Source organism: Janthinobacterium sp. HH106, assembly GCF_001758725.1.
Classification (GTDB): domain Bacteria; phylum Pseudomonadota; class Gammaproteobacteria; order Burkholderiales; family Burkholderiaceae_D; genus Janthinobacterium.
In genome coordinates this window covers 411,186-433,412 of sequence record NZ_LRIC01000002.1, presented here as the reverse complement: position 1 = coordinate 433,412, position 22,227 = coordinate 411,186, and the positions used below count along the sequence as shown (strand labels likewise).

Below are 22,227 nucleotides of genomic sequence, written 5' to 3'. Positions count from 1 at the left end.
AACGTAAGCGATCATTGCGCCGCCGCCAGCTGGATCTGCGTCGACGGGTTGCCGTGGCCGGACCAGGGCGCCGATGCGGCCGCGGGCACGGCAAAGCCGGCCATCGCTTGCACCAGCTGCGCCGGATCGGCTTGCCAGGCAGAGGAACCGCCCTGGCTGGCCGCGCCGAATTGCTGCGCGGCACGCCAGTTTTGCGCCAGCGCCGGCGCCAGGATGGCGGCCGTGCCGGCAGGCAAGGTCAGCTGGCCGGCCGGCGGCGGCGTCAGGCCAGCCATCGCCTGCACGAGGTTTTGCACATTGCTACCCAACAAGACGCGGCCATCGGCCATGCGGAATTCCTCGATGCGCACGGCCGTATCGGCAAACCAGTTATTCACGGTGATCTTGTCCGTGGTGCCGATGGTGCTCACTTCCAGGTTGGCGCCCTCCCGGCGGAACCACAGCTGCTCGGCGCTGACGCCGGCCAGGAAGGACACGACGTCATGGCTGCCCGCCTCCTCCGTCTCAGCGATGATGTCGGCGCCGTCGCCGCGGGCGAAGATATAGGTGTCGTCGCCCGCGAGGCCGGCCAGAGTGTCACCGCCCTTTCCGCCTTGGAAGATATCATTGCCGAAGCCGCCAAAGAGAATGTTCTTGAGCTCATTGCCGATCAGCACATCGTCGAACTTGCTGCCGAACAGCATGCCGAAATTGGACAGCACGTCTACGCCGGGACGCGCGGTCAAGGGACCGCCAACGGGCGCGAAGACGGCCGTCACGCCTGTGCTGGCGCCGCTGTAAGTGACCGAGTTGCCGGCACCGGCGCCATCGAGCACATTGCCGCCGGGGGTATCGACATAAAAGACGTTGTTGTTATAGGCGCTGCCAGTCACCTTCAGGCCGGCAGAGGCGAGGCGCACGTATTCGACATTGTCGGCCACCGTGTAATCGACGCTGGTGTAGACGGTATCGTTGCCGCCGTTGCCCCGCTCGACGATGAAGTCGCCACTGTGGTTGACGTAATACGTGTCGTCGCCGCCCAAGCCTTCGAGCAGGTCGGCGCCGGCCGTGCCGTTGATGACATCGGCGTTCGCCGTGCCGACAAAGTGCTGCCCCGTGGGCTGCGTGGGACCGTTGAAGTGCCAGGCCTGGGCCAGCACGGGCGCCAGGGCAGCGGCCGTGGCGGCCGGCAGGGTCAGCTGGCCCAGCGGCGGCGGCGCCAGGTTCGCCATCGCCTGCACCAGCAGCTGCACGTCGGCGCCGCGCATGACGTGGCCGGCGGCCGTGCGGAATTCCTCGATGTTCGGCGCAGCCCCGTTCCAGCTGCGGATGGTGATCTTGTCCGTCGTGCCGATGGTGCTCACTTCCAGATCCGCGCCCACCTGGCGGAACCACAGCTGGTCGATGTTCACGCCGGCCAAAAAGGCGATGCTGTCGTAATTGGCGTCGGCCGAGGGCTCGGCGATGACGTCGGCGCCGTCGCCGCGCGCAAAGACATAGATATCGTCGCCCAGGCCGCCGGTCAGCACGTCGTCCCCCTTGCCGCCTTGCAAGGTATCGTTGCCGAGGCCGCCGGACAGGGTGTTGGCCAGTTCGTTGCCTGACAGCACGTCGTCATGGGCGCTGCCTGTCACGTTGGAAATATTGACGAGCACATCGCTGCCCGGGCGCGCCGTGGCGTCACCGTTGACGGCGATCATGGCGGCCGTCACGCCAGCCTTGGACGCGGCATAGGTGGCCGAAGTGTTCGCGCCGACGCCGCGCAGCACATTGCCCCCGGCGGCATCGACGTGGAAGACGTTCGCGTTGCCGTTGCCCGTCACCGTCAGACCGGCGGCGCTGACATGCACCTCTTCGACGTTGGCGGCCAGGGTGTGATTGACGGTGGTGTAGACTGTGTCGCGTCCGCCGCCCGCCTGTTCGACGACAGCGTCGCCGCCATGGTTGACGTAATAGATATCGTCGCCGCCCAGGCCGGCCATCACGTCGGCGCCCGCCGTGCCCTTGATGATGTCCGGGTTCGCCGTGCCGGTGAAAGTGCCGTTGGTCGGCTGGTTCGGCCCTTCCGTGCGCCAGTTCTGCGCCAGCGCTGGTGCCAGCGCGGCGGCGATGCCGGCCGGCAAGGTCAGCTGGCCCGCCGGCGGCGGCACCAGGACGGCCATCGCCCGCACCAGGTTTTCCACGTCGCTTCCCAGCAGCACGCGGCCGTTGGCTGTGCGGAATTCATCGATGCGAGGAGGCGAGCCGGCGTTATACCAGCCATTGATGGTGATCCTGTCGGCCGTGCCGATGGTGCTCACTTCAAGGTTCGCGCCCACCTGGCGGAACCACAACTGGTCGGCGTTGACGCCTGCCAGGAAGGAGACGACGTTGCAGCTGCCCGCCTCCACCATCTCGGTGATGTTATCGGCGCCGTCGCCGCGGGCGAAAATGTAGGTATCGTCACCCATCGCGCCGAACAGGCCATCGTCGCCTTTGCCGCCCTGCAAAATGTCATTTCCATAACCGCCGGCAAGGAAATTCCTGAGTTCGTTGCCGGTCAGCACATCATTGAACTTGCTGCCGACGATGCTGGCCACATTCCTCACTACGTCAGCGCCAGGACGCGCCACTAGTGGGCCGTCCGCAGGCGCAAAGACAGCCGTCACTCCCGCGCTTGCGCCGCCGTAGTTGACCACGTTGCCCGTGCTGCCGCCATCAATCACGTGCCCGCCAGGGACATCGACGTAAAAGATGTTGTTGGTCGTGGCGCTGCCCGTCACCGTCAGACCTGCGGCGGTCAGGTGGACGTTCTCGACGTTCTCGGCCACCGTGTAGTTGACGCTGGTGTACACGGTATCGGTGCCGCCGTTGGCCAGCTCGACGACTACGTCGCCGCTATGGTTGACGTAATACGTGTCGTCGCCCGCCAGTCCTTCGAGCACGTCCGCGCCCGTGGTGCCGGTGAGTACATCGGCGTTCGCCGTGCCCACGAAACGCTGCGGGGCCGCCAGGCTGTTCAGATAGGCGTCAATGGCGGACACGCCGGCCGCTTCGGAAGATGGCGCGAAGGCGGCGGATTCAAATTTCTTAGTCATATTGCAGTTTCCTGTCGTTAAACTTAAAAAAAATCACGCGTGGATATGCCAGCGCAAGCCGGCATGGAAGACAAAGTCGTGCCGCGTCGAAAGGCAGCTTCGGCATGCACTCTGCAGTGACAGATCAGGCGGGGAAACACTGCCATTTGTCACGCAAATGTCATGAAAGCGGGATGTGGGGAGGGAGTGGCCGTACGGCGTGGGGATGGGACGTCGGCGGCTGGAGCGATGCTAAGTAACTAACCCCCAAGAAATTATTGTGATTTCTGACTTTCAAAACTTCACAAGAATTTCCTGAGGATTACTTAGCGGGCGCCCTGAGAGCTTGCAGGGTGCGCAAGCGGTCCATACTGGCCGCAAACGCCGCGAGCGCATCGTCCAGCACCAGACCCGGCCGGCTGGCGGCAAAACCGGCCCAGGCTGGCGCGTGGCGCGCCGCCTCATTCCGGCCGTGCAGGCCATCGAGCCAGGCGATGGCAGCCATGGCTTGTTCCTGATCAAAGTACAACTGCGGCTGGCGCAGGTAATGTTCGAGATAGCGGTGCAGGTAGTCGCGGCTGGCGGGCGTGTCGAAAACGGCCAGCGCCAGGCAATAGGCGCTGCCCGCGTAGCAGACCTCGCTGGCCAGCAGCAGGCCGCCCAACTGATCCGTGAAGGCGCCCTGCCCGGTCAATGCGGCCAGGTAGGCGCCCGCCGTGCGGCTGCGCCAGTCGAATTGCCCCAGCAGGCGGGCGATGAGAGCATCGTCGGCCTGCGCCAGCCGCGCCACGCATGCGCTCGCCTGGGGCTGGTGCAGACCCATGTACAGGGGCCGCACCCAGTCGTCGCGCAGGGCCGCCGTCAGCGCTTCCTGCGGCGGCAACGGCGCGATGCTGCGCAGCAGGTTTTGGAAGGCGTCTACGCGTCGAGGCCGTAAAACACGGCGACAAGGATGGCGATATTGTTGCAGGCGCGGGAAAAGGTCGTTGTCGCGTAGGCCACGGCCACAGTGGGCGCGCGGTAGCGCAGGTAGACAAAGCTGAACATGGCGCCTGAACCGAGCGCGACAATCGCGTGCAGCAAGCCGCCGCTGATGAAATGCACGATGGCCCACAGGATGGCGCCGATAAAAATGCTCAGCTGCCGGGTGGCGCCCAGGCGCTTGAGGATTTCCAGCGGCAGCAACTGGCCGAGAAACGTTTCCAGGATGGGGGAATAAATGACGACCCAGAACACCAGCAGCGGCAGCGACATTTCCCGCTTGAACTTGGACAGGCCCGTGTGTGCCCCCCAGTATTCGGGCGGCAGCAGCCATTTCGTGAGGAACAGGATGGCAAAGCACAGCATGCAGGTGAGCAAGCCCCAGCCGAGACCGGCAAGGGCCAGCTGCAGCACGGGCGGCGCCGGCTTGTCGTCGTCCGGGCTGGATAGATCATGGCTGCTGCGCACTTGCATGAGTAGTCCTGGCGGTGATCCAGCGCTCATTGTAGCGCGGAATACGACTATTGGCGCATGGCTGCCGGCGCGCCGTGCCGCCGTGCCATCGGCGTCAGGCCGCCAGGCGCAAAGGGCCGTTCGCCGGCGGGGCCAATTTAAAAATGCCCACTTCCTGTTCCAGCTGCGCCGCCTGCTGCTGCAATTCGTGCGCGGCGGCCGCCGCCTGCTCGACCAGGGCTGCATTTTGCTGGGTCACGCGGTCCATGTCGACGATGGCGCGGTTGACTTGCTCGATGCCGGCGCCCTGCTCCTGCGTGGCATGGCTGATCTCGGCCATGATGCCCGTCACCCGGCCGATGCCGGCCACCACCTCATGCATGGTGGCGCCCGCCTGCTCGACGAGCACCGTGCCCGTGCCCACCTTGCTGACGGAATCGTCAATCAGGGCCTTGATTTCGCGCGCGGCCGCGCTCGAGCGCTGCGCCAGGTTGCGCACTTCCGTTGCCACCACGGCAAAGCCGCGCCCCTGCTCGCCCGCGCGCGCCGCTTCCACGGCCGCGTTCAAGGCCAGGATGTTCGTCTGGAAGGCGATGCTGTCGATCACGCCGATGATGTCGACGATCTTGTTCGACGAGGCATTGATGAGACCCATGGTGTGCACCACTTCGGCCACGGCCTTGCCGCCCTGCTCCGACACCTTCGACGCTTCGCGCGCCAGGTGGTTCGCCTGCTGGGCGTTGTCCGCATTCTGGCGCACGGCGGAAATCAGTTCTTCCATCGATGACGCCACCTCCTCGAGCGAACCGGCCTGCTGCTCCGTGCGCTGCGACAAATCGCGGTTGCCCGAGGCGATCTCTGTCGAGGCCGTGGCAATGCTTTCGGTACCGTGGCGTACCTTGCCGACGATGGCAGCGAGGTTGTCGCGCATGGTCTTGATGGCGAACAGCAGGCTGCTGTCGTCGCCGTGGCGCGTATGCACGTCGATGGCCAGCTCACCGAGCGCGATGCGTCCGGCAATCGTGGCCGCATACGCAGGTTCGCCGCCGAGCTGGCGCAGCAATCCCCGCGTGATGACGGTAGCGACCGCAATACAAATGAGCACGCTGAGCGCGGCCAGCACGCCGATCCAGCGCAGCGACTGCCCGTAGATGGCGCGCGCGGCCACGCTGGCCTGCTCCGATTCGCGCTGCACGTTTTTCAGGACGGCATCGATGTCGGACACGATCTGGCGCCGCAGGGGGCTGCACTCCTCGACGAGGAAGGTGCCGTACTGCTCCATCTGTCCCGTGGCGCGGAACTGGCGCGGACGCAGCAATTCCTGCGCCATGGTTTTCAGGCCCGTGCTGACTTTCTCGAATTGCGCATCGCCGGCGAACTGCGGCGCCAGCTTCGCCAGCGCTTCCAGGTACAGCGCTTTCTGGGTGTCGAGGATGGCCAGCTCTTTTTCGGCGGCGGCCTGGTCATGGAAGATATACGCGTTGCGGGCGGCCAGGCCCGTCTGGTCGAGCGCTTCGCGCGCCACATACAGAGGGTCCAGTTTCTCCAGCTGTACTTTGTCTTGCGCGTCCATGGCGCCGGAAATGGCGCCGATGCGCAGCAGCGCGAAAGCGGCCAGCACCAGCATCAGCAAGACCAGCAGCCCGAAGCCTGCGCTCAGGCGCGCGCCTATCGTCAAACGATTGAATGACATCATTGTTGTTATTGCCCTGTATAAAGTTGATTGTTGCCGGTTACGTCAAGTAATCCACTGGAAGTTACTTGGAACCAGCGATCTGCTCGCCGTCGTGTTGCCTTTCCCGCATGGCGCAGGATGGGTATCTAACTGGCGTTTTTTGGGCAGTCAGCTTCTAATTTCGGGCAATGTAGTTGCGCGGCTGGAAACCCCGCGCAATACAACAGCACACTGAATTATAAGCGAACAGCGTTATGGATGATTCCACGCGCTCGCTTTTAGTGCCTTGATGCAAGTCAAGAACCGCCGCGTCAGCCTGCGCCCGGAGTGTCGATAACGGCCATGGTGATGCGCGAGATGCAGCACAGTTTGCCGTCATCGTCGCTGATGCGGATTTCCCAGACCTGGCTGGTGCGGCCCCGGTGGATGGGCGTGGCGCGCCCCGTCACGTGGCCGCCGCGCACGCCGCGCACGTGGTTGGCGTTGATTTCCTGGCCCACGCTGACCTGCTTGCTGCTGTCGAGGCAGGCATTCGCGGCCATGCTGCCCAGGGTTTCTGCCAGCAGGACGGACGCGCCGCCATGCAGCAGCTTGAAAGGCTGCATGGTGCGGTGGTCGACGGGCATGGTCGCCTCGATCCAGTCGGGGCCGAAGGCCGAGAATTCGATGCCCAGGTGGCGCATGGCCGTGCCCTCGCTGGCGGCGTTGAGGGCGGCCAGGTCGAGCGGTGCGTGCCAGATTTCCATTGTTACCCCTTCAGTGATGAAATAAAGCCATTGTAGGACAGAGCGCCAGCGCGCGCCGCTTCATCTTTCCTTCACCGTGGCACGGGGTAGCCGGGGCATTAACTGGTTATAATTGCCCCATTCTTTCAAAACGAGGTTGTGTATGAAGTGGGCCTTGCTGGGCATTTTTGTGTTTTCTGTTTTACATATTCATTTTCGGGGCAAGGTGCGCCTGCCGTTTCGCCGCCAGATCTTCGATCACTCCTCGTTCATGGCGCCGCTGAACCTGTTCATGCACACCTTTTCCAAGGTGCCGGCCACGCCCTATCTGTCCGTCGATCAATTCCCGGAACTGGCGCCGCTGCAGCAGAACTGGCAAATCATCCGCGATGAAGCGCTGCGCATGCAGGAAATGAAAAAGATCAAGGCGGCCGAAAAGAACAATGACGTGGGCTTCAATTCCTTCTTCAAGTATGGCTGGAAGCGTTTCTACCTGAAATGGTATGACGCCAACCACCCGTCGGCACAGCAGATGTGCCCGCAAACCTATGCGCTGCTGCAATCGATTCCCTCGATCAAGGCAGCCATGTTCGCGGAACTGCCGCAAGGCGGCAAGCTCAACCCGCACCGCGACCCGTTCGCCGGCTCGCTGCGCTACCACCTGGGATTGCAGACGCCGAACGACGACCGCTGCTTCATCGACGTCGATGGCGAGCGCCACAGCTGGCGCGACGGCCAGGCCGTGATGTTCGATGAAACGTATATCCACTGGGCCCGCAACGACGCCGACAGCGACCGCATCATCCTGTTCTGCGACATCGAGCGCCCGATGCGCTACCGCTGGGCGCAAGGCTTGAACCGCTGGCTGGGCCGCACGCTGATGACGGCCGCCGCCTCTCCCAACGAACTGGGCGACCAGGTGGGCGGCGTGAGTAAATTGTTCCAAATTTCCTGGACCATGGGCCAGTACCGCCGCCGCTTCAAGGCGTGGAACAAGACGGCCTACCAGGTCACCCGCGTGGCGCTCGTGATTGGCATCATCGCGCTGATCTATTTTATTTAAGCGCCTTGCTTGCACCGCATTGGAAAACCGCCTTCGGACGGTTTTTTTTATAATGCGATGCCACCGACCCGGAGAATGTTGAAAAATGACCGAACGCGACCGCCAGTACGATATCCAGATCGGCGACGACGCCTGGATCGAATTCATCGATCTTGACGGCCGCTATGACCAGGCGATCGACATCGATGCCTTGCTGGGAGAGCTGTGGCAGCTGATCTGCCGGCTGGAAACGCATTGCGTGGCCGGCTGCTGCGGCATGGATGCCTACGATTTTACGCGCGAAGGCATAGCGATGGCGATGCTGGAACTCGATCGCGCGCAGCTGCATGCCGCCTGCGTGCAGGCCAGGGCTGCCGTGGCGGCGGTGGACAGCGATGTCTTGACGAGCGCCACGATGAATCACGTTGCGGATAAACGCGTGTTCTTGCAGTTGCTCGACCATCTCGACGCGTGCATCGTCGCACAGGATCGCGCAGGGGCTTGACCTTGCCAAGGCGGGAAGGTCCACAGTGACGGCATTGAAGGATAACCGAGGAGAATCCCGCATGCCAAAAATCACCGTCCTGCCCCATCCCGAGCTGGCCCCGAAAGGCGCCGTCTTCGACGCGCCGGAAAACATGAGCATTTGCGACGCCTTGCTGCTTCACAAGATAGACATCGAACATGCCTGCGGCCAGGTGGGCGCCTGCTCCACCTGCCACGTGGTCGTGGTGCGGGGTTTCGACTCGCTCAACGCACTGGGCGACAATGAAGAAGACATGCTCGACCAGGCCTGGGGCTTGCAGCCCCACTCGCGCCTGTCCTGCCAGGCGCGCGTGTCAAACGAAGACCTGACGGTCGAACTGCCCAGGTACACGCTCAACCACGCCAAGGAATAGTCCCCGGCGCGGTGCGCCGCTTAAACCATGCTTACCACATGATCACGCGCTGCTCGGGCGGCAGATACATCGGGTCGCCCGGCTTGATGCCGAACGCCTCATAAAAGCCGGGCTGGTTCTTGACCGTGCCCTTGGCGCGGAATTCGCCTGGCGAATGGGGGTCGCTCTTGATCTGGGCGATGGCCGCTTCGGGACGCAGTTTCGCGCGCCATTTCTGCGCAAAGCCGATGTACAGGCGCTGTTCGCCCGTCAAGCCGTCGATGACGGGCGACGGCTTGCCGCCCAGCGAACGCTGGTAAGCCTTGTAGGTGATCGACAGGCCGGAATTGTCGCCGATGTTTTCGCCCAGGGTCAGCTCGCCATTGATGTGGTAGCCCGGCACGGGGCTGTAGGCGCCGTACTGCTTGACGAGGCCGGCGGCCAGCGCCTTGAAGGCGGCGCGGTCTTGCGCCGTCCACCAGTTGCGCAGGCGCCCCTTGGCATCGTACTGGCTGCCGGAATCGTCGAAGGCATGGCTGATCTCATGGCCGAAGGTGATGCCCAGCAAGCCGTAATTGACGGCGTCTTCCGCTTTCACGTTGAAAAATGGCGGCTGCAAAATGGCGGCCGGGATGGTGATGGCGTTCAGCGCGGGGCTGTAGCTGGCGTTGACGGTTTGCGGCGTCATCGACCATTCGTCGCGGTCGACGGGCTTGCCCAGCTTGGCCAGGTTTTGCTGGCGGCTCCACACGCGCGAGGCGCGCACGTTGGCGATCAGGTCGTTCGGCTGCGTCTGCATGCTGCTGTAGTCGCGCCAGGTATCGGGATACGCGATCTTCGGCTTCAGGGCGGCCAGCTTGAGCTGGGCTTCCTTCTTGGTTTCCGGGCCCATCCAGTCGAGCTGCTCGATGCCATCCTTGAACGAGGCGACGAAATTGTCGAACATGGCCATCACGCGGGGCCGGGTTTCCGGCGGCAGATACATGTCCACGTAACGCTTGCCGACGGCGTCGCTGATGGCGTTATCCGTGAAGCGCAGCGCCAGCTGCCACTGCGGTTCGCTTTGCGGCACGCCGCGCAGCACCGTGCCGTCGAAGGCGAAACGCTCCTTGACCGTGGCGCTGTCCAGGTAGGAAGCATAGCTTTCGATGATGCGCCAGTTCAGGTAGCTCTTCCACGATGCCAGCGGCACGGCGGCCACGGTCTCGGAGAAGCCTGTCATGAAGCTGGGCTGGCGCACCACGGCCGAGCTTTCCTTTTTCGCCAGGCCGGCGGCGGCAAAGTAGGCTTTCCAGTCGAAGGCGGGCGCCAGTGCCGCGAACTTGTCGAAATCGACGCGGTTGTACGACTTGACGGGATCGCGCATCTGTACGCGCGTCCACTGCACGGCCGCCAGGCGCGTTTCGATGTCGAGGATCTGCGCCGCGTGTTCGGCCGCGGCCTTGTCGCCGCTCATGGCCAGCATGGTCTCGATATGCTTGAGGTATTTGGCGCGCACGGCTTGCAGCTTGGCGTCGTCATCCTTCAGGTAGTAATCGCGGTCGGGCAAGCCCAGGCCGGACTGGCTGATGTTGACCGTGTAGCGCTCGGGGTCTTGCGCATCGGGCGCCACATAGGCGGAAAACGGCGTCTGGATGCCATTGCCTTGCAAATAAGCAAACAGCGCCGGCAAGTCTTTCTTGTCCTTGATGGCGGCGACGCGGGCCAGCTCGGCCTTCAGGGGCTTGAAGCCGGCCGCATCGCGCGCCTTGTCGTTCATGAAACTCGTGTACAGGTCGGCGATCTTGTGCGCCTCGCTGCCGGGCTTGCCCGGATTCTTGACGGTGGCATCGATCAGGCCGCGCAGCTGGCCTTGCGCGATTTCACGCAATTCGATATACGTGCCCCAGACGGATTTGTCGGCCGGGATCTCCGTATTGCGGGTCCACACGCCGTTGACGTAGCCGTAGAAATCATCCCTGGGACTGACGGCCGGGTCCAGCGTTTTCAGGTCGATGCCGGAGACGGGCGCAGCAGCAGTTACGGCTTGCTGGGCGTACAGCGATGGCGAGGATAAGGCGAACAAAGCGCAGCAGGCGGCGCTGATAAGCGAACGTTTCACGAAGATTCCTTTAATTGTTTTCACTTCATGTTGGAGAACATGCTGTGTCCAGGCATGCGAGGCAGGATTATAGTCGGCCTGCCTTGGTGGAAACAATGTCCGTTGAACAATTCCAGTGATCAGCGGCTCAGGAGCTCAAACAGGTCTGCGCCTTGCTTGGCGCCCTGATTGCGCTGCATGTCGGCCAGCGAACCCGGCGTAGGCGCGCCATCGCCGGCCGCGTGATTGAAATAGTTAAAATCGAGCTTGATTTTGTCTTGCAGGCCGCTCGCGTAATTCTCAGGATACTGTGCCTGTTCCAGCTGCGGCAATGCATTGAAATGCGCCAGCGCCGACTTGAAGAAATTGGTCATCTTGCCGGTGGTATTGTATTCCTGCATGGCTTGCGCCACGACCTGGCTGCGCCACGCCTGCTCTTCATCATAGGCCTGCGTATAGGCGGCGCGCCGCTCGTTGACCGTAAATGTCCCGCTGTCGTCGTGCGTGATGGTGGCCAATTGCTCGCGCGACAAGCCCGCAAACGGATTGGGACCCTTGTTATCGATAAACGCGGTCGCGGCAGCGGCCGACCTGACCGAGGCAGCGTCATTCGGTTGCGGCAGCTGCTGTGCTGCGGCCGCCTTGTGTCCGGCGTCCAGCGGATACAGGATGCTGCTGATATTGTCATTGACCCATGCGCCCAGCGATCGATGATCGTATCCCTCGATAGCGGCGCTGGTCGCCATCGCGGCCGTCGACAAACGCCCGGCCAGGGTCGAAATCACGACCTCGTCCGCGACGGCGCCGACGCCGGCTGGCGCCTGGGTTGTCTGGGCCTTGTCCGATGCTGCCTTGCCTGATGACACCTTGTTGCCTTCCGCGGCAGACAGTGCCCCGGGTTGGATTCCCGCCGTGCTGATATTGACCATTGTCCGCCCCTGGATAAGTAAATGTTACTATATAAGTAAATATTACTATAGCACAACAAATATCAAACCTGGGCAAGGGAACGGAGCAGCTTGATGCAGGAATACAGATTCAATATTTTCGGCACGCTGATCGCCATCCGGGGCAATCCGGGAGCATGGCGCGCCTTCTACCTGGGTGCGGAAGGCAAGCGCCGCCCCGCCGATTTCATTATTCCAGACGATATTCAAGGCGACGCGCTATGCGAATACCTGGCCGACCTGTTCCATGAAGAAGCGACGCCACGCAATAACACGGCCAAGCAACTCGCCGCTCCCGCATTCCGGGCCTAAGCTACTTCACCGCTACTTCACCGGCTCGAACGTCACCGTCAAGCCATTGCCCGTGGTCCTGATCTGCGTGGGCACGAATTGCACGCCCGCATAGCGCAATTCGTCGGGCTTGAAGGTGTAGATCGGCGTTTCATGCATGAGCTGGTCGGCCACCAGGCTGGCCACCTTGGCGAACTGGCGCTGCTGCGCCTCGTCCATGCCGTCGATGCTCACCTTGTCCACGCTCGCTTCGCTCAGGTAGACGGCGTTGCGCTGCGCGTCGAGCACCAAACGGCCCGACATGGCCAGACTGCCGCGCCAGGTCTGGCGGATGAACGGCGGCATCACGCTGGCGTCCACGCTCAAGGCGACCCGTTCGCGCTCGGGCTGCAAGGAAAGCTGCGGGCGGGTCAGCTTGACGTCCAGCACGGACAGCACCCGTTTATCGATGGGAAAGCGGCGCTCGAGGCCTTGCTGCATCTTGCTGAGCGACACATTCACGTCGCGCGGGCCGATCAGGGTGGAACACGAGGCCAGCACGCTGCAGGCAAAGGCGGCGATGGCGGCGGTTTTCAGCAAGGGACGGATGGTGCTCACGTTCATGGATAGTCTCGGTGGAAAGATGGCGTCATCTTACACATGCGTCTGCTTTCACGCAAAAACCGGCGCCCACCTTGCAGCGGGCGCCGGTTTTTCTCATGTTGGCCTGGTCTGGGCCTTGTCAGCGGACGAACAGGGCGATCAGTATGACGATGGGTAATGGAATACCCAACAACAGCAAGAGGATGGAACGCATGGCAGACTCCTTGATTTATCTAATAGGTAGGGGTTCAGATGGTGACGTGGCGCAGCACGCGCTCATGGTCGCGCTGGCGGCCGCCGAACGTTGCCGCCAGGCTGGCAACGAAAGCGCCGAGCAGCAAAGCGACGAACATCCACAGTGCCGTGTGGGCGCCGGCTTTGCGGGCCGTTTCCGCCGCTTGCTGGGCGGCAGCCTTCGCATCGGCGGCAGCTTTCACGGCACGCGCATAGACGGCGTCGACGCGCGCTTCCGCTTCAGCCTGCGTCACGCCCGTGCGGCTGGCCACGACCTGGCCCAGGTAGGCGCGGTCATCGGCGGCCAGGCTGCCCGTGGACAGGCTTGTGGCGAAGATCTTGCCGATTTCCATGCGCTGGTCGGCGACGGTCGCGCCAGGATTAGCTATCGCTGGCGTGCCGGAGGCAGCTGGCGCTGGCGCCGCGCGCAGCAGCATGTCCGAGAAATAATCGAGCGGATTGGCGCCGCCGCCCTCGCCTTGCCTGGCGCTGGCGGCACCTGCAGCACCTGCGCCCGCCCCTACGGCCGGGCCAACTGCCGCCGCCACGCCGCTGCCCGCATCGATGGCGCCGCTCAGCACGGCGCGCGTGCCGCCGGCCAGCACGGCCACGGTGATCAGGGTGGCCACGGCCCAGGCCAGCAAGCCGTGCGCCGTATCGCGGAAATGCACTTCATCCGTATGAATGGCGCTCCATTTCACGCGCAGACGGCCCGCCATGTAGCCGCCGATGCCGGAGGCGGCCAGTTGCATGAAGGCCAGCCAGGCAATGGTCGACACGCCGATGGCCGTGGCGTTGAAAGACCACGGCGATACGGACGACAGGCCCAGGCCCACGCCGAGGATCAGCAGGATGAAGGACAAGGCGGCCGCCGCCGCGGCGCCCGCCAGCACGGCGCCCCAGGACACGCCCGGATTGTTCAGGTCCGATACGGACAATTGTGTAGCTTGCATGAAATACTCCCTTGGTTGTTGATTTTGTATGCCGTTCAGGCGGCGACGCCCGTCAGCTGTTCCTTGCGCGCGGCCATTTCCTTGCCCAGCGCGTCGAGGTCGACGGCCGTATCGCGTACCTTGGGAAACATGTCGCCCTCTTCTTCCTGGACGTGGTGTTCGATCTGCTCGGACAGGACCTTGACCTTGGCGTCGTACAGGTCGTCGGCGGGGTCCATCGCGGTAATTTGCGCGATGAGTTCCTTGGCGCTCGCGTGCTCGACGAGGGCTTCATCCATCAGATCGCCATCGTGGATGGGACGACGCACGGCCGGGTAGAAGATTTCTTCTTCCAGCTGCGTGTGCACGGTCAATTCCTGGCAGATCTGGTCGGCCAGCTTTTTCTTGGTGGCAAATGAGCGGTCGCTCAAGCCTTCATATTGGGCAAACAGGGCTTTGACGGCCTTGTGGTCCTGCATTAATAAACTGATCGCATTCATGACGCCTCCTCGTTGTTGATGAGGCTAGGATGCGCCACGGCGGCGCCTGCGTATGTGCGACGCCTTACACAATCTTGATATTTGATACACATCAGTGCACGGACACTATTTGATGCCGTGGTGGTTCATCAGGTCGTACAGCGTGGGCCGGCTGACACCCAGCAGTTCGGCCGCCTTGGCGATATTGCCGTCGGCCCGCGCCAGCGCGCGCACCATGACCTTGTATTCGGCTCCGTCGCGTGCCTGGCGCAGGTTCAGCGATTCGTCCTGGGGCGCCGCCTGGGCGCTGGCGGGCAAGCCCAGATCGTCGGCGGCGATCTGCGGCCCGTCGCTCATGATGACGGCCCGCTTGATGCAGTTTTCCACTTCGCGCACGTTGCCGGGCCAGCCATAGCTTTCGATCAGCTGCAGCGCGCCGGCGCTGAAATGCAGGTTGCCGCGGCCTTCGCTGGCGCAGAATTTGTTCTTGAAATGATGGGCCAGCAAGGCCGCATCGCCAGCCCGCTCGCGCAGCGGCGGAATGCGCAGCACGATTTCGCTAAGGCGGTAAAACAGGTCTTCGCGGAAACGGCCCTGTTCCGCCAGCACCTTTAAATCCTGGTGCGTGGCGCAGACGATGCGCACGTCAACGGCGATCTCGGCCCGTCCGCCCACCCGTTCGATGATTCGCTCCTGCAGGAAACGCAGCAGTTTCGCCTGCAGCGCCATCGGCATGTCGCCGATTTCATCGAGAAAGAAAGTGCCGCCGTGGGCCAGCTCGATCTTGCCCAGCGTTTGCCGCGCCGCACCCGTAAACGCCCCCCGCTCATAGCCGAACAGCTCGCTTTCCAGCAGGTTTTCCGGGATGGCCGCGCAATTGATGGCGACAAAACGCTGGGCATGGCGGCTCGACAGTGCATGCAAGCCCCGCGCGATCAGTTCCTTGCCGCTGCCCGAGTCGCCCAGCAGCATCACGCTGGCCGACGAAGGCGCCACTTTTTCCACGCTGCGGCACAGTTTGAGCATGCCCGGATCGCGGCTGACGATGCCCGCCAGGGGCGAGTCGGCCTGCGTCTGCAGCATGCGGCGGTTTTCCTGCTGCATCGCGTGCAAGTAAAACGCGCGGGCGATGACGAGGCCCAGCATGTCGGCCTCGAACGGTTTCTGGTGGAAGTCGTAGGCGCCCAGCGCGATGGCTTTCAAGGCATGCGCGCGCTCCTGGTTGCCCGACAAAATGATGACTTTCGTGTCCGGCGCCAGCGCGAGGATTTGCTGCAGCGTGGCCAGGCCTTCCGTGGCGCCGTCCGGGTCGGGCGGCAAGCCCAGGTCCATCGTCACGACAGCCGGCTGGTGGCGCCGCACCAGCGCCAGCGCCGCCTCGCGCTCGCCCGCCAGCAAGACCTCATAACCGTCGAAACTCCAGTGCAGCTGCTTTTGCAGGCCGGGATCGTCTTCGATGACTAGCAACTTTTGCTTGGCCATGCGTATCAGCTCCTGTCAGTGAATAGGGCAACGGAAGTCTGGGGTCAGCGCCGACGGCTCTGCCCCCAAAGGCGCATGCAGCGGCAGGATCACGCGAAACGTCGTGCCCACCTGCGGTTCGCTGCGCACTTCCAGGCTGCCGCCCACTTCGCGCAGGTACTCGCGGCTTTCGAACACGCCGATGCCCATGCCCGCCGTCTTGGTCGTGTCGAACGGCTTGAACAAGCGTTCGCGGATGAACTGTTCGCTCATGCCCTGCCCCGTATCGTCGAGCTCGACGACTGCCGTATGCTCTTCGCGCCGCAGCCGCACGTCCACCTTGCCGTCGCTGGCCGTGGCCTCGATGGCATTCTGGATCAAGTGGCCCAGCACCCGTTCCAGCCGCGCGCGGTTGGCCAGCACCGTCAGTTCGCCATCGACGATTTCCAGCCGGGGCGCCGGCGCCAGGCTCGCCTTGGCGGCCACGGCCTGGCGCAGCAAACCGTCGAGCAGCAGCGGCGCGGGCGCTTCCGGCGCCTCGCCGCGCGCCAGCTTCTGCAGCAGGGTCTTCATTTTCTGCACGGAATGCTCCAAGGTGCCCAGCATGTCTTCCTGGAAGGCGGGATTGGCACGGTGCTTTTCCGCATTGCTCAGTAACAGGGACAGCTGGAACACGAGGTTCTTGAGGTCGTGCACGATGAAAGTCGACATGCGGTTGAACGACTCGAACTGACGCGCCACCGTCAGCGTATCGAGCGATTCGCGGTGCGCCAGGTAGCTGGCGGCCTGGCTGCCGGCAATTTTCAGCACGTCGAGGATTTCCCAGTTCAAGCCGATGTGCGTGCGTGGCCGCGCCAGCGCGACAAAGGCGAACAACTGGCCATGCAGCATCAGGGGCACCAGCAGCCACACGTCGGGCAGCGCCAGCAGCGCGGGCGGCAACAGCAAGCCGCCGTACTGGCGCGGGTTGTGCTCGCAGTCGGGCACGTCGATCACCCATTGCCGCGCCTCCAGAAACTGGCACAGGCTGCCGGACGCCGGCTCGCTCCACGTGCTCGGCGGCCAGTTCCAGCTGGCGGCCGGGGCAAACAGGCCAGGTTCGCGCAGTATCCACAGCGCGCCGGCGCGGCTTTCCACCAGCTGCGCCATGGCCTGTATCGTGCGTTCGCCCAGGGCCGGCCCGTCTTCCGACAAGGCCCGTGTAAACCGCAGCCATTCCTCGCGGTAGTCGAAGATGGCATTGTAAAAATGTTTATTGATAGTCACCTTGAGCTTGGCGCGCAGGCTGCCCGAAAACAGCACGCCCGCCAGCAGCAGGGCCGCGCCGCCCAGGTAAGCCATCTGCATCAAGGAACCCCAGGTGCCGCCGAAGTAGCGCAAATAATAGGCGCTGGCCGCCATGGCCAGCAGATAAATAGCCGAGCCCAGCAAGGCGGCCGAGCGGTACAGCATCTGGCGCGAGACGGACAAGCCCAGCGCCCAGCCCGGATTGCGCGCCGCCGAGACGGCCAGCAGCGGCGCGCACAGGGCGTCGACGATGCCGCGCGCGGCCCAGATGTCATCGTTGACCGCGCGAAACAGCAAGGCGTCGCTGTACAGATAGAAATCGTAGGCAAACAGCCCGCCCACGCCCAGGCACGCAAACTTGATGCCCCAGCGTTTCAAGGGCGGCGTGTTGCGGTACCACTGTTCCACCAGCAACATGCCCAGCACGGCCAGCAGCAAACGGCAGACACTGGCGATGATGCGCGCAGGCAAAGGCAGCGCCAGCCAGGAGGAAGCCATGGAGAGCAGCCAGGGCGCCAGCGCCGTGAGAACGATGCCGGCCAGCACGAGGCGCAGGCGGGACCGCGACGGCTCGATCAGCAGCAGCAAAAACACCAGCCAGGCCAGGGTGCGCAGCAATTCGAGCGCGTCGCCGGCCAGCGCGATGCGTTGCCCCAGCAGCACCAGCACCACCGTGCCCGTGGCCCAGACTCCCGTCGCCAGGCACGCGACGAGCAAGGCGCGCACGTTCTGCCGCGCGCGCCAATTGCTGATGAGCAGCAGCGCCAGCACGAAAAAAGCCAGCGATGCCAGACCATGGCTGAGCGCCGCCGCATCGGCAGCCGCCAGCCAGGCCGACTGCGCCCGCATCATCGGCTGCCCTTGCCAAACAGTACTACCTGCACCGTGTCGAGCAGGATCAGCAAGTCGAGGAACAGGCTATTGTTTTTCACATAATACAGATCGTATTGCAGCTTCTTGACGGCATCGTCGACGGAAGCGCCATACTGGTAGCGCACCTGCGCCAGACCCGTGATGCCAGGCTTGATGTTGTGACGAATGTTGTAGTACGGCACCTGCTCCTTCAATTGCTCGACAAAATACGCGCGCTCGGGACGGGGGCCCACGAAACTCATTTCGCCGCGAAACACATTGAGCATCTGCGGCAGTTCGTCGATGCGCAGCTTGCGGATCAGATTACCCACGCGCGTGATGCGCGTATCGTTGGCCAGGGCCCAGATGGGCTTGCCGTCGCGCTCGGCATCGCAGCGCATGCTGCGAAATTTCAGCACCTTGAAAGGCAGGCCATCGCGCCCCACCCGCTCTTGCTGGTAAAACACGGGGCCGCCGTCTTCCAGGCGGATGCACAGGGCCGTCACCAGCATCACGGGCAGCGTGGCCAGGCAGATAACCGCGCTGGCCGCCAGATCGAACAGCCGTTTCGACGCGGCGCGGAAAAAACTCTGGTCGAAGCCGCCGCCATAGATCAGATAGCTCGGTTGCAAGGAGTCGATGCGGATCTGGCATGCTTCGCGCTCGAAAAACGTGGCCGCGTCGATCACCTTGACGCCGCCCAGCGCGCATTCCAATAGTTGCTTGGCAGGAAACGCGCCATTGCGCCGGTCGCTGACGGACACGACGATTTCATGCGCGGCATGGCGCTGCGCCGTGGCCAGCAGCGACGGTCCGGCCGGCAGCAAGGCCGAGGCCGGCACGCAGCATTGCTCGCCCGCCACATCGATGCAGCCGACCACCGTAAATTGATGGAAGCCAATCTTGCTGGCCGCCAAGTCCATGCATTCGCGCGCCAGCGCCCCGCCGCCCACCAGGATCAGCCGGCCTTCCATCAGCGCCGATTGCGAGGATTTGAATACCACCAGGCGCGCCAGCAGCACGCCAATGGCGCCCAGGCCGAAGATCATCGCACTGCCGCGCCCGAATTGCAGCGCCGGAATGAAGCGTATCAGGACGCTGAGCACGGCAAAACCCAGCGCGAACGAAGGCAGGATGCGCAATAAGGTGTTGCGGATGTCTTCGCGCGAGCGGTGCTGGTACATGCCCAGCGCACTCATGCTCAGGACGATGACCAGCGCAAAGATCGAGGACGACAGGTAAATATCGCCCACGCGCAGCACGCGGCTGCCGTCCGCCAGCCACAGCAAGGACGTCAGGGTGGCCGACAGCAGCAGGAGCAGGATTTCCAGCAACAGCAAGATAAACGCTGTTTTCGAGACATAATGGCTGAAGATGCGGATCATGGTTCCCCCTGCGGCAAAAAGCACCAGGCGGCGCGCAAGGCGGGCCGCTGCTGGTCTTGCCATGATGGCGAACTGTTCCAAGAAGACATTGATGCGCCACAAGCTACAGCCCCAGCTATCTTTCGCTGGCAGAATTTATCTCAATACATTACCGAATGAGGGGAAATGGCATATAGTATGCTTCCCCTAAAAGAAGATAAATGTCATGAAATTTGATGTAGCGATTGTCGGCAGTGGCCTGGCGGGTTTATCGGTTGCACTGCATTTAGCTGAGACGCGCACCGTCGCGATCATTTCCAAACGCGCGCTGCTCGATGGCGCCAGCAACTGGGCGCAGGGCGGCATCGCGGCCGTGCTGGACTCCGGCGACAGCCACCAGCAGCACATCGAAGACACCCTGATCGCCGGCGGCGGCTTGTGCGACGAGAGCGCCACGCGCTACATCGTCGAGCACGGCCGCGAAGCCATCGAATGGCTGATCGAGCAAGGCGTGCCATTCACGCGCGACGCCTCGGCCGAGCTGGGTTTCCACCTGACCCGCGAAGGCGGCCACAGCCAGCGCCGCATCATCCACGCGGCCGACGCCACGGGCCACGCCGTGCAAGTGACGCTGGAAGAAAAGGTGCGCGCCCACCCGAACATCAGCCTGTTCGAACACCATTGCGCGATCGACCTGATCACCTCCGACAAGCTGGGCATGAAACCGACCCAGCGCAATGCGCAACCGCATTGCCACGGCCTGTACGTGCAGGATGAGCAAACGGGCAAGGTGCACACGTTTGCCGCCGAGCACACCGTGCTGGCCACGGGCGGCGCCGGCAAGGTGTATTTATATACCACCAATCCGGACACGGCCAGCGGCGACGGCATCGCCATGGCCTGGCGCGCCGGCTGCCGCGTGTCGAACATGGAATTCATCCAGTTCCACCCGACCTGTTTGTACCACCCATATGCGAAGTCGTTCCTGATCACCGAAGCCATCCGCGGCGAAGGCGGCTTGCTGAAACTGCCGCCTGAAGCGGGCGCGGCTGCCGGCCAGCGCTTCATGCTGGCCCACGACGAGCGGGCCGAACTGGCGCCGCGCGACGTGGTGGCGCGCGCCATCGACTTCGAGATCAAGAAGCGGGGCCTCGACTACGTGCACCTCGATATCAGCCACAAGCCGGCCGAATTTCTCATCGAACACTTCCCCACCATTTACGCGCGCTGCCTGGAACTGGGCATCGACATCACCAAGCAGCCGATTCCCATCGTGCCCGCCGCCCACTACACGTGCGGCGGCGTCGTGACGGACCTGTCCGGCCGCGCCGACTTGCCGGGGCTGTACGCCGTGGGCGAGACGGCGTGCACGGGCTTGCATGGTGCGAACCGCCTGGCCAGCAATTCCTTGCTGGAATGCATCGTCATCGGCCGCGCCTGCGCGCAGGATATCGAAAGCAAGGAAAAGCTGGGCACGCCCTACCTGCCCGACTGGGATGAAAGCCGCGTCACGGATGCGGATGAAGAGGTGGTGATTTCCCACAACTGGGACGAGCTGCGCCGCTTCATGTGGAATTACGTGGGCATCGTGCGCACGACCAAGCGCCTGGAGCGGGCCCAGCACCGCATCGCCCTGCTGAAAGAGGAAATCGACGAGTACTACCGCAACTTCCGCATCACGCACGATTTACTGGAACTGCGCAACCTCGTCGACGTGGCCTCGATGATCGTCAACAGCGCCCTGTCGCGCCGCGAAAGCCGCGGCCTGCACTTCAGCCGCGATTATCCGGAAACCTTGCCGAAGGCCATCGCCAGCGTGCTGACGCCGCCGCACCGCTAAGCCACCAGGCGCTTCCATCATGGAACTCATGCAAGGTCCGGGGTCGTACCCTGAGGGTACGACCCCAGTCTGCGTCTTGGGGGAACGCCATTTGCTGGAGGCGGCCCCGCCGCAGGCATCGCGCAATCACCGAAACTGAATACAAATGTTGAATAAGAGACTTTTTGATGCCATTGCCTCCGCGGTGGACCTGGATGACCCTGCAGAACAATCTTTAGCTCAGCGATTCATGATTGATGCTATAGGAAGAGTGAATGCGCAATTGCCTGCGGTTGCCAGGTCAGCGGCAGCGGTGGCGAATCGATACATCACCGGTGCGGCGACGGCTGAGGAAGTCATCGCCGAGCGTGTACGTCTCTGGCGAGCAATTGAAGGACGAGACCAATCGGACGAGCCGGACGTTTTGAAAATAAGAACGGCCATATGCGTCTTGCATCCTATGGATAGTGGCGCTACTGCCGAAACATTGGAGTATTTTTTTGAATTTTGGCGGCAAGCAGGCTTGGCGCAGGCTGAGCTTGAGACCGTTGCCCGGAACAGGTATGGAATTTGAGGTGGCTTCAAGTGGCCAGGAGCAGTCGTTCATCTCATGGGACGACAATGTCGCTAGTTGGATGGTGGTGGCGCTATTCATTTCGCGCAACATTGCGGCCTGGCTCCACGCTGTGCCTACCAGTAGCGCCCTTGTGGCAGTGAACTGATCCATGGGTGTTATTGTTATCGGTCTTCTTGACCCCAAACATCCGCCCTCGGCCGAAAACCTGTCCTGGGCCAGTATCGATGATGCACTATGGCGTGTGTTTGGCGCCATTTTCGATGAGGTATTGAGTTCCAACCATGAAATATTGTCCAGCATAACAAGCGGAGAATTCATCACCCAGGAGGTGTATTCCTTTCAATTGCTAGGCGCCGAAGACTTTCTGATCGCCATCACCAGCCTGCGGGAATTCTTTGCTGATTTTACGCAGGAAGAAACTCCGCGTGATATCGCAGCCTGGGTTTGGAGAGCAGATATTGAACCGTTGCTGATCCCAGATTACCGCTATGCCCGTTTGATCGCAGGCCGATAAAAGACCTGACCGGCCCGCC

The 22,227-nt window shown here is 62.9% G+C and carries 20 protein-coding genes; 7 read left to right on the top strand and 13 right to left on the bottom strand.

The genetic code is table 11. The features are described from left to right. Positions 1–11: 11 nt before the first annotated feature. The 5 genes from JAB8_RS02455 to JAB8_RS02435 form a co-directional block, all read right to left on the bottom strand. The gene (locus tag JAB8_RS02455) at positions 12–3,056 is read right to left on the bottom strand and encodes a calcium-binding protein (RefSeq protein ID WP_070288297.1); all 3,045 of its coding nucleotides are present in this window, start codon (positions 3,054–3,056) and stop codon (positions 12–14) included. Positions 3,057–3,357: 301 nt separating this feature from the next. Continuing rightward, positions 3,358–3,918: a DUF6000 family protein gene (locus tag JAB8_RS02450; protein WP_070288296.1), complete on the bottom strand. Its 561-nt coding sequence runs from the start codon at positions 3,916–3,918 to the stop codon at positions 3,358–3,360. Positions 3,919–3,953: 35 nt separating this feature from the next. Beyond that, positions 3,954–4,490, bottom strand: a complete 537-nt coding sequence (locus tag JAB8_RS02445; protein ID WP_070288294.1) for a CPBP family intramembrane metalloprotease — start codon at positions 4,488–4,490, stop codon at positions 3,954–3,956. A gap of 94 nt (positions 4,491–4,584) precedes the next feature. Then, positions 4,585–6,165, bottom strand: a complete 1,581-nt coding sequence (locus JAB8_RS02440) for a methyl-accepting chemotaxis protein (protein ID WP_070288293.1) — start codon at positions 6,163–6,165, stop codon at positions 4,585–4,587. 290 nt (positions 6,166–6,455) lie between these two features. Then, positions 6,456–6,890: a hotdog fold thioesterase gene (locus tag JAB8_RS02435; RefSeq protein WP_070288290.1), complete on the bottom strand. Its 435-nt coding sequence runs from the start codon at positions 6,888–6,890 to the stop codon at positions 6,456–6,458. 142 nt (positions 6,891–7,032) lie between these two features. On the opposite strand from JAB8_RS02435, the gene lpxO reads away from it, so the two are divergent. The 3 genes from lpxO (at position 7,033) to fdx (ending at position 8,810) form a co-directional block, all read left to right on the top strand. Further along, positions 7,033–7,932 (top strand): lipid A hydroxylase LpxO, encoded by a 900-nt coding sequence (lpxO, locus tag JAB8_RS02430; protein ID WP_070218708.1) that lies wholly within the window; start codon positions 7,033–7,035, stop codon positions 7,930–7,932. Between the two features lie 85 nt (positions 7,933–8,017). After that, positions 8,018–8,416 (top strand): DUF6331 family protein, encoded by a 399-nt coding sequence (locus tag JAB8_RS02425; RefSeq protein WP_070288288.1) that lies wholly within the window; start codon positions 8,018–8,020, stop codon positions 8,414–8,416. Positions 8,417–8,477: 61 nt separating this feature from the next. After that, complete coding sequence (fdx, locus tag JAB8_RS02420; protein ID WP_070288286.1) at positions 8,478–8,810, top strand: ISC system 2Fe-2S type ferredoxin; 333 nt, start codon at positions 8,478–8,480, stop codon at positions 8,808–8,810. A 31-nt stretch (positions 8,811–8,841) separates the two neighbouring features. On the opposite strand, the gene JAB8_RS02415 is transcribed toward fdx, so the two are convergent. Further along, positions 8,842–10,890: a M13 family metallopeptidase gene (locus tag JAB8_RS02415; protein ID WP_070288285.1), complete on the bottom strand. Its 2,049-nt coding sequence runs from the start codon at positions 10,888–10,890 to the stop codon at positions 8,842–8,844. Positions 10,891–11,009: 119 nt separating this feature from the next. Beyond that, complete coding sequence (locus JAB8_RS28790; protein ID WP_139142908.1) at positions 11,010–11,735, bottom strand: hypothetical protein; 726 nt, start codon at positions 11,733–11,735, stop codon at positions 11,010–11,012. A gap of 156 nt (positions 11,736–11,891) precedes the next feature. Between JAB8_RS28790 and JAB8_RS02405 the strand changes: the two genes are divergently transcribed. Then, positions 11,892–12,128: a hypothetical protein gene (locus JAB8_RS02405; RefSeq protein WP_070288283.1), complete on the top strand. Its 237-nt coding sequence runs from the start codon at positions 11,892–11,894 to the stop codon at positions 12,126–12,128. A gap of 12 nt (positions 12,129–12,140) precedes the next feature. Here JAB8_RS02405 and JAB8_RS02400 read toward each other — a convergent pair whose 3' ends face one another. The 6 genes from JAB8_RS02400 to JAB8_RS02375 form a co-directional block, all read right to left on the bottom strand. Then, positions 12,141–12,710, bottom strand: coding sequence for a DUF1439 domain-containing protein (locus JAB8_RS02400; RefSeq protein WP_070288282.1), 570 nt, complete (start codon positions 12,708–12,710; stop codon positions 12,141–12,143). Positions 12,711–12,937: 227 nt separating this feature from the next. Continuing rightward, positions 12,938–13,876: a hypothetical protein gene (locus JAB8_RS02395; RefSeq protein ID WP_070288280.1), complete on the bottom strand. Its 939-nt coding sequence runs from the start codon at positions 13,874–13,876 to the stop codon at positions 12,938–12,940. 35 nt (positions 13,877–13,911) lie between these two features. After that, positions 13,912–14,355, bottom strand: coding sequence for a hemerythrin domain-containing protein (locus JAB8_RS02390; RefSeq protein WP_070218701.1), 444 nt, complete (start codon positions 14,353–14,355; stop codon positions 13,912–13,914). A 105-nt stretch (positions 14,356–14,460) separates the two neighbouring features. Further along, positions 14,461–15,816: a PEP-CTERM-box response regulator transcription factor gene (prsR, locus tag JAB8_RS02385; protein ID WP_070288277.1), complete on the bottom strand. Its 1,356-nt coding sequence runs from the start codon at positions 15,814–15,816 to the stop codon at positions 14,461–14,463. A gap of 15 nt (positions 15,817–15,831) precedes the next feature. Beyond that, complete coding sequence (gene prsK / locus JAB8_RS02380; RefSeq protein ID WP_070288276.1) at positions 15,832–17,934, bottom strand: XrtA/PEP-CTERM system histidine kinase PrsK; 2,103 nt, start codon at positions 17,932–17,934, stop codon at positions 15,832–15,834. Then, positions 17,931–19,319, bottom strand: coding sequence for a TIGR03013 family XrtA/PEP-CTERM system glycosyltransferase (locus JAB8_RS02375; protein ID WP_070288275.1), 1,389 nt, complete (start codon positions 19,317–19,319; stop codon positions 17,931–17,933). The genes prsK and JAB8_RS02375 overlap by 4 nt, the downstream gene beginning before the upstream one ends. Before the next feature lie 205 nt (positions 19,320–19,524). Here JAB8_RS02375 and nadB point away from each other — a divergent pair, with 205 nt between their 5' ends. The 3 genes from nadB to JAB8_RS02360 all read left to right on the top strand — a co-directional run bounded on the left by nadB (position 19,525) and on the right by JAB8_RS02360 (position 22,208). Continuing rightward, positions 19,525–21,138 (top strand): L-aspartate oxidase, encoded by a 1,614-nt coding sequence (nadB, locus tag JAB8_RS02370; protein ID WP_070218697.1) that lies wholly within the window; start codon positions 19,525–19,527, stop codon positions 21,136–21,138. Positions 21,139–21,283: 145 nt separating this feature from the next. Continuing rightward, the gene (locus tag JAB8_RS02365; RefSeq protein WP_070288274.1) at positions 21,284–21,691 is read left to right on the top strand and encodes a hypothetical protein; all 408 of its coding nucleotides are present in this window, start codon (positions 21,284–21,286) and stop codon (positions 21,689–21,691) included. A gap of 151 nt (positions 21,692–21,842) precedes the next feature. Beyond that, complete coding sequence (locus JAB8_RS02360; RefSeq protein ID WP_070218695.1) at positions 21,843–22,208, top strand: hypothetical protein; 366 nt, start codon at positions 21,843–21,845, stop codon at positions 22,206–22,208. Positions 22,209–22,227 lie beyond the last annotated feature (19 nt).

Coding starts and splice junctions, on each gene's coding strand:
- JAB8_RS02390 (WP_070218701.1), bottom strand. CDS start 14,355: ATGAATGCGATCAGTTTATTAATGCAGGACCACAAGGCCGTCAAAGCC.
- fdx (WP_070288286.1), top strand. CDS start 8,478: ATGCCAAAAATCACCGTCCTGCCCCATCCCGAGCTGGCCCCGAAAGGC.
- prsR (WP_070288277.1), bottom strand. CDS start 15,816: ATGGCCAAGCAAAAGTTGCTAGTCATCGAAGACGATCCCGGCCTGCAA.
- prsK (WP_070288276.1), bottom strand. CDS start 17,934: ATGATGCGGGCGCAGTCGGCCTGGCTGGCGGCTGCCGATGCGGCGGCG.
- JAB8_RS02365 (WP_070288274.1), top strand. CDS start 21,284: ATGTTGAATAAGAGACTTTTTGATGCCATTGCCTCCGCGGTGGACCTG.
- JAB8_RS02405 (WP_070288283.1), top strand. CDS start 11,892: ATGCAGGAATACAGATTCAATATTTTCGGCACGCTGATCGCCATCCGG.
- nadB (WP_070218697.1), top strand. CDS start 19,525: ATGAAATTTGATGTAGCGATTGTCGGCAGTGGCCTGGCGGGTTTATCG.
- JAB8_RS02445 (WP_070288294.1), bottom strand. CDS start 4,490: ATGCAAGTGCGCAGCAGCCATGATCTATCCAGCCCGGACGACGACAAG.
- JAB8_RS02425 (WP_070288288.1), top strand. CDS start 8,018: ATGACCGAACGCGACCGCCAGTACGATATCCAGATCGGCGACGACGCC.
- JAB8_RS02395 (WP_070288280.1), bottom strand. CDS start 13,876: ATGCAAGCTACACAATTGTCCGTATCGGACCTGAACAATCCGGGCGTG.
- JAB8_RS02455 (WP_070288297.1), bottom strand. CDS start 3,056: ATGACTAAGAAATTTGAATCCGCCGCCTTCGCGCCATCTTCCGAAGCG.
- JAB8_RS02440 (WP_070288293.1), bottom strand. CDS start 6,165: ATGATGTCATTCAATCGTTTGACGATAGGCGCGCGCCTGAGCGCAGGC.
- JAB8_RS02360 (WP_070218695.1), top strand. CDS start 21,843: ATGGGTGTTATTGTTATCGGTCTTCTTGACCCCAAACATCCGCCCTCG.
- JAB8_RS02435 (WP_070288290.1), bottom strand. CDS start 6,890: ATGGAAATCTGGCACGCACCGCTCGACCTGGCCGCCCTCAACGCCGCC.
- JAB8_RS02400 (WP_070288282.1), bottom strand. CDS start 12,710: ATGAACGTGAGCACCATCCGTCCCTTGCTGAAAACCGCCGCCATCGCC.
- JAB8_RS02375 (WP_070288275.1), bottom strand. CDS start 19,319: ATGATCCGCATCTTCAGCCATTATGTCTCGAAAACAGCGTTTATCTTG.
- lpxO (WP_070218708.1), top strand. CDS start 7,033: ATGAAGTGGGCCTTGCTGGGCATTTTTGTGTTTTCTGTTTTACATATT.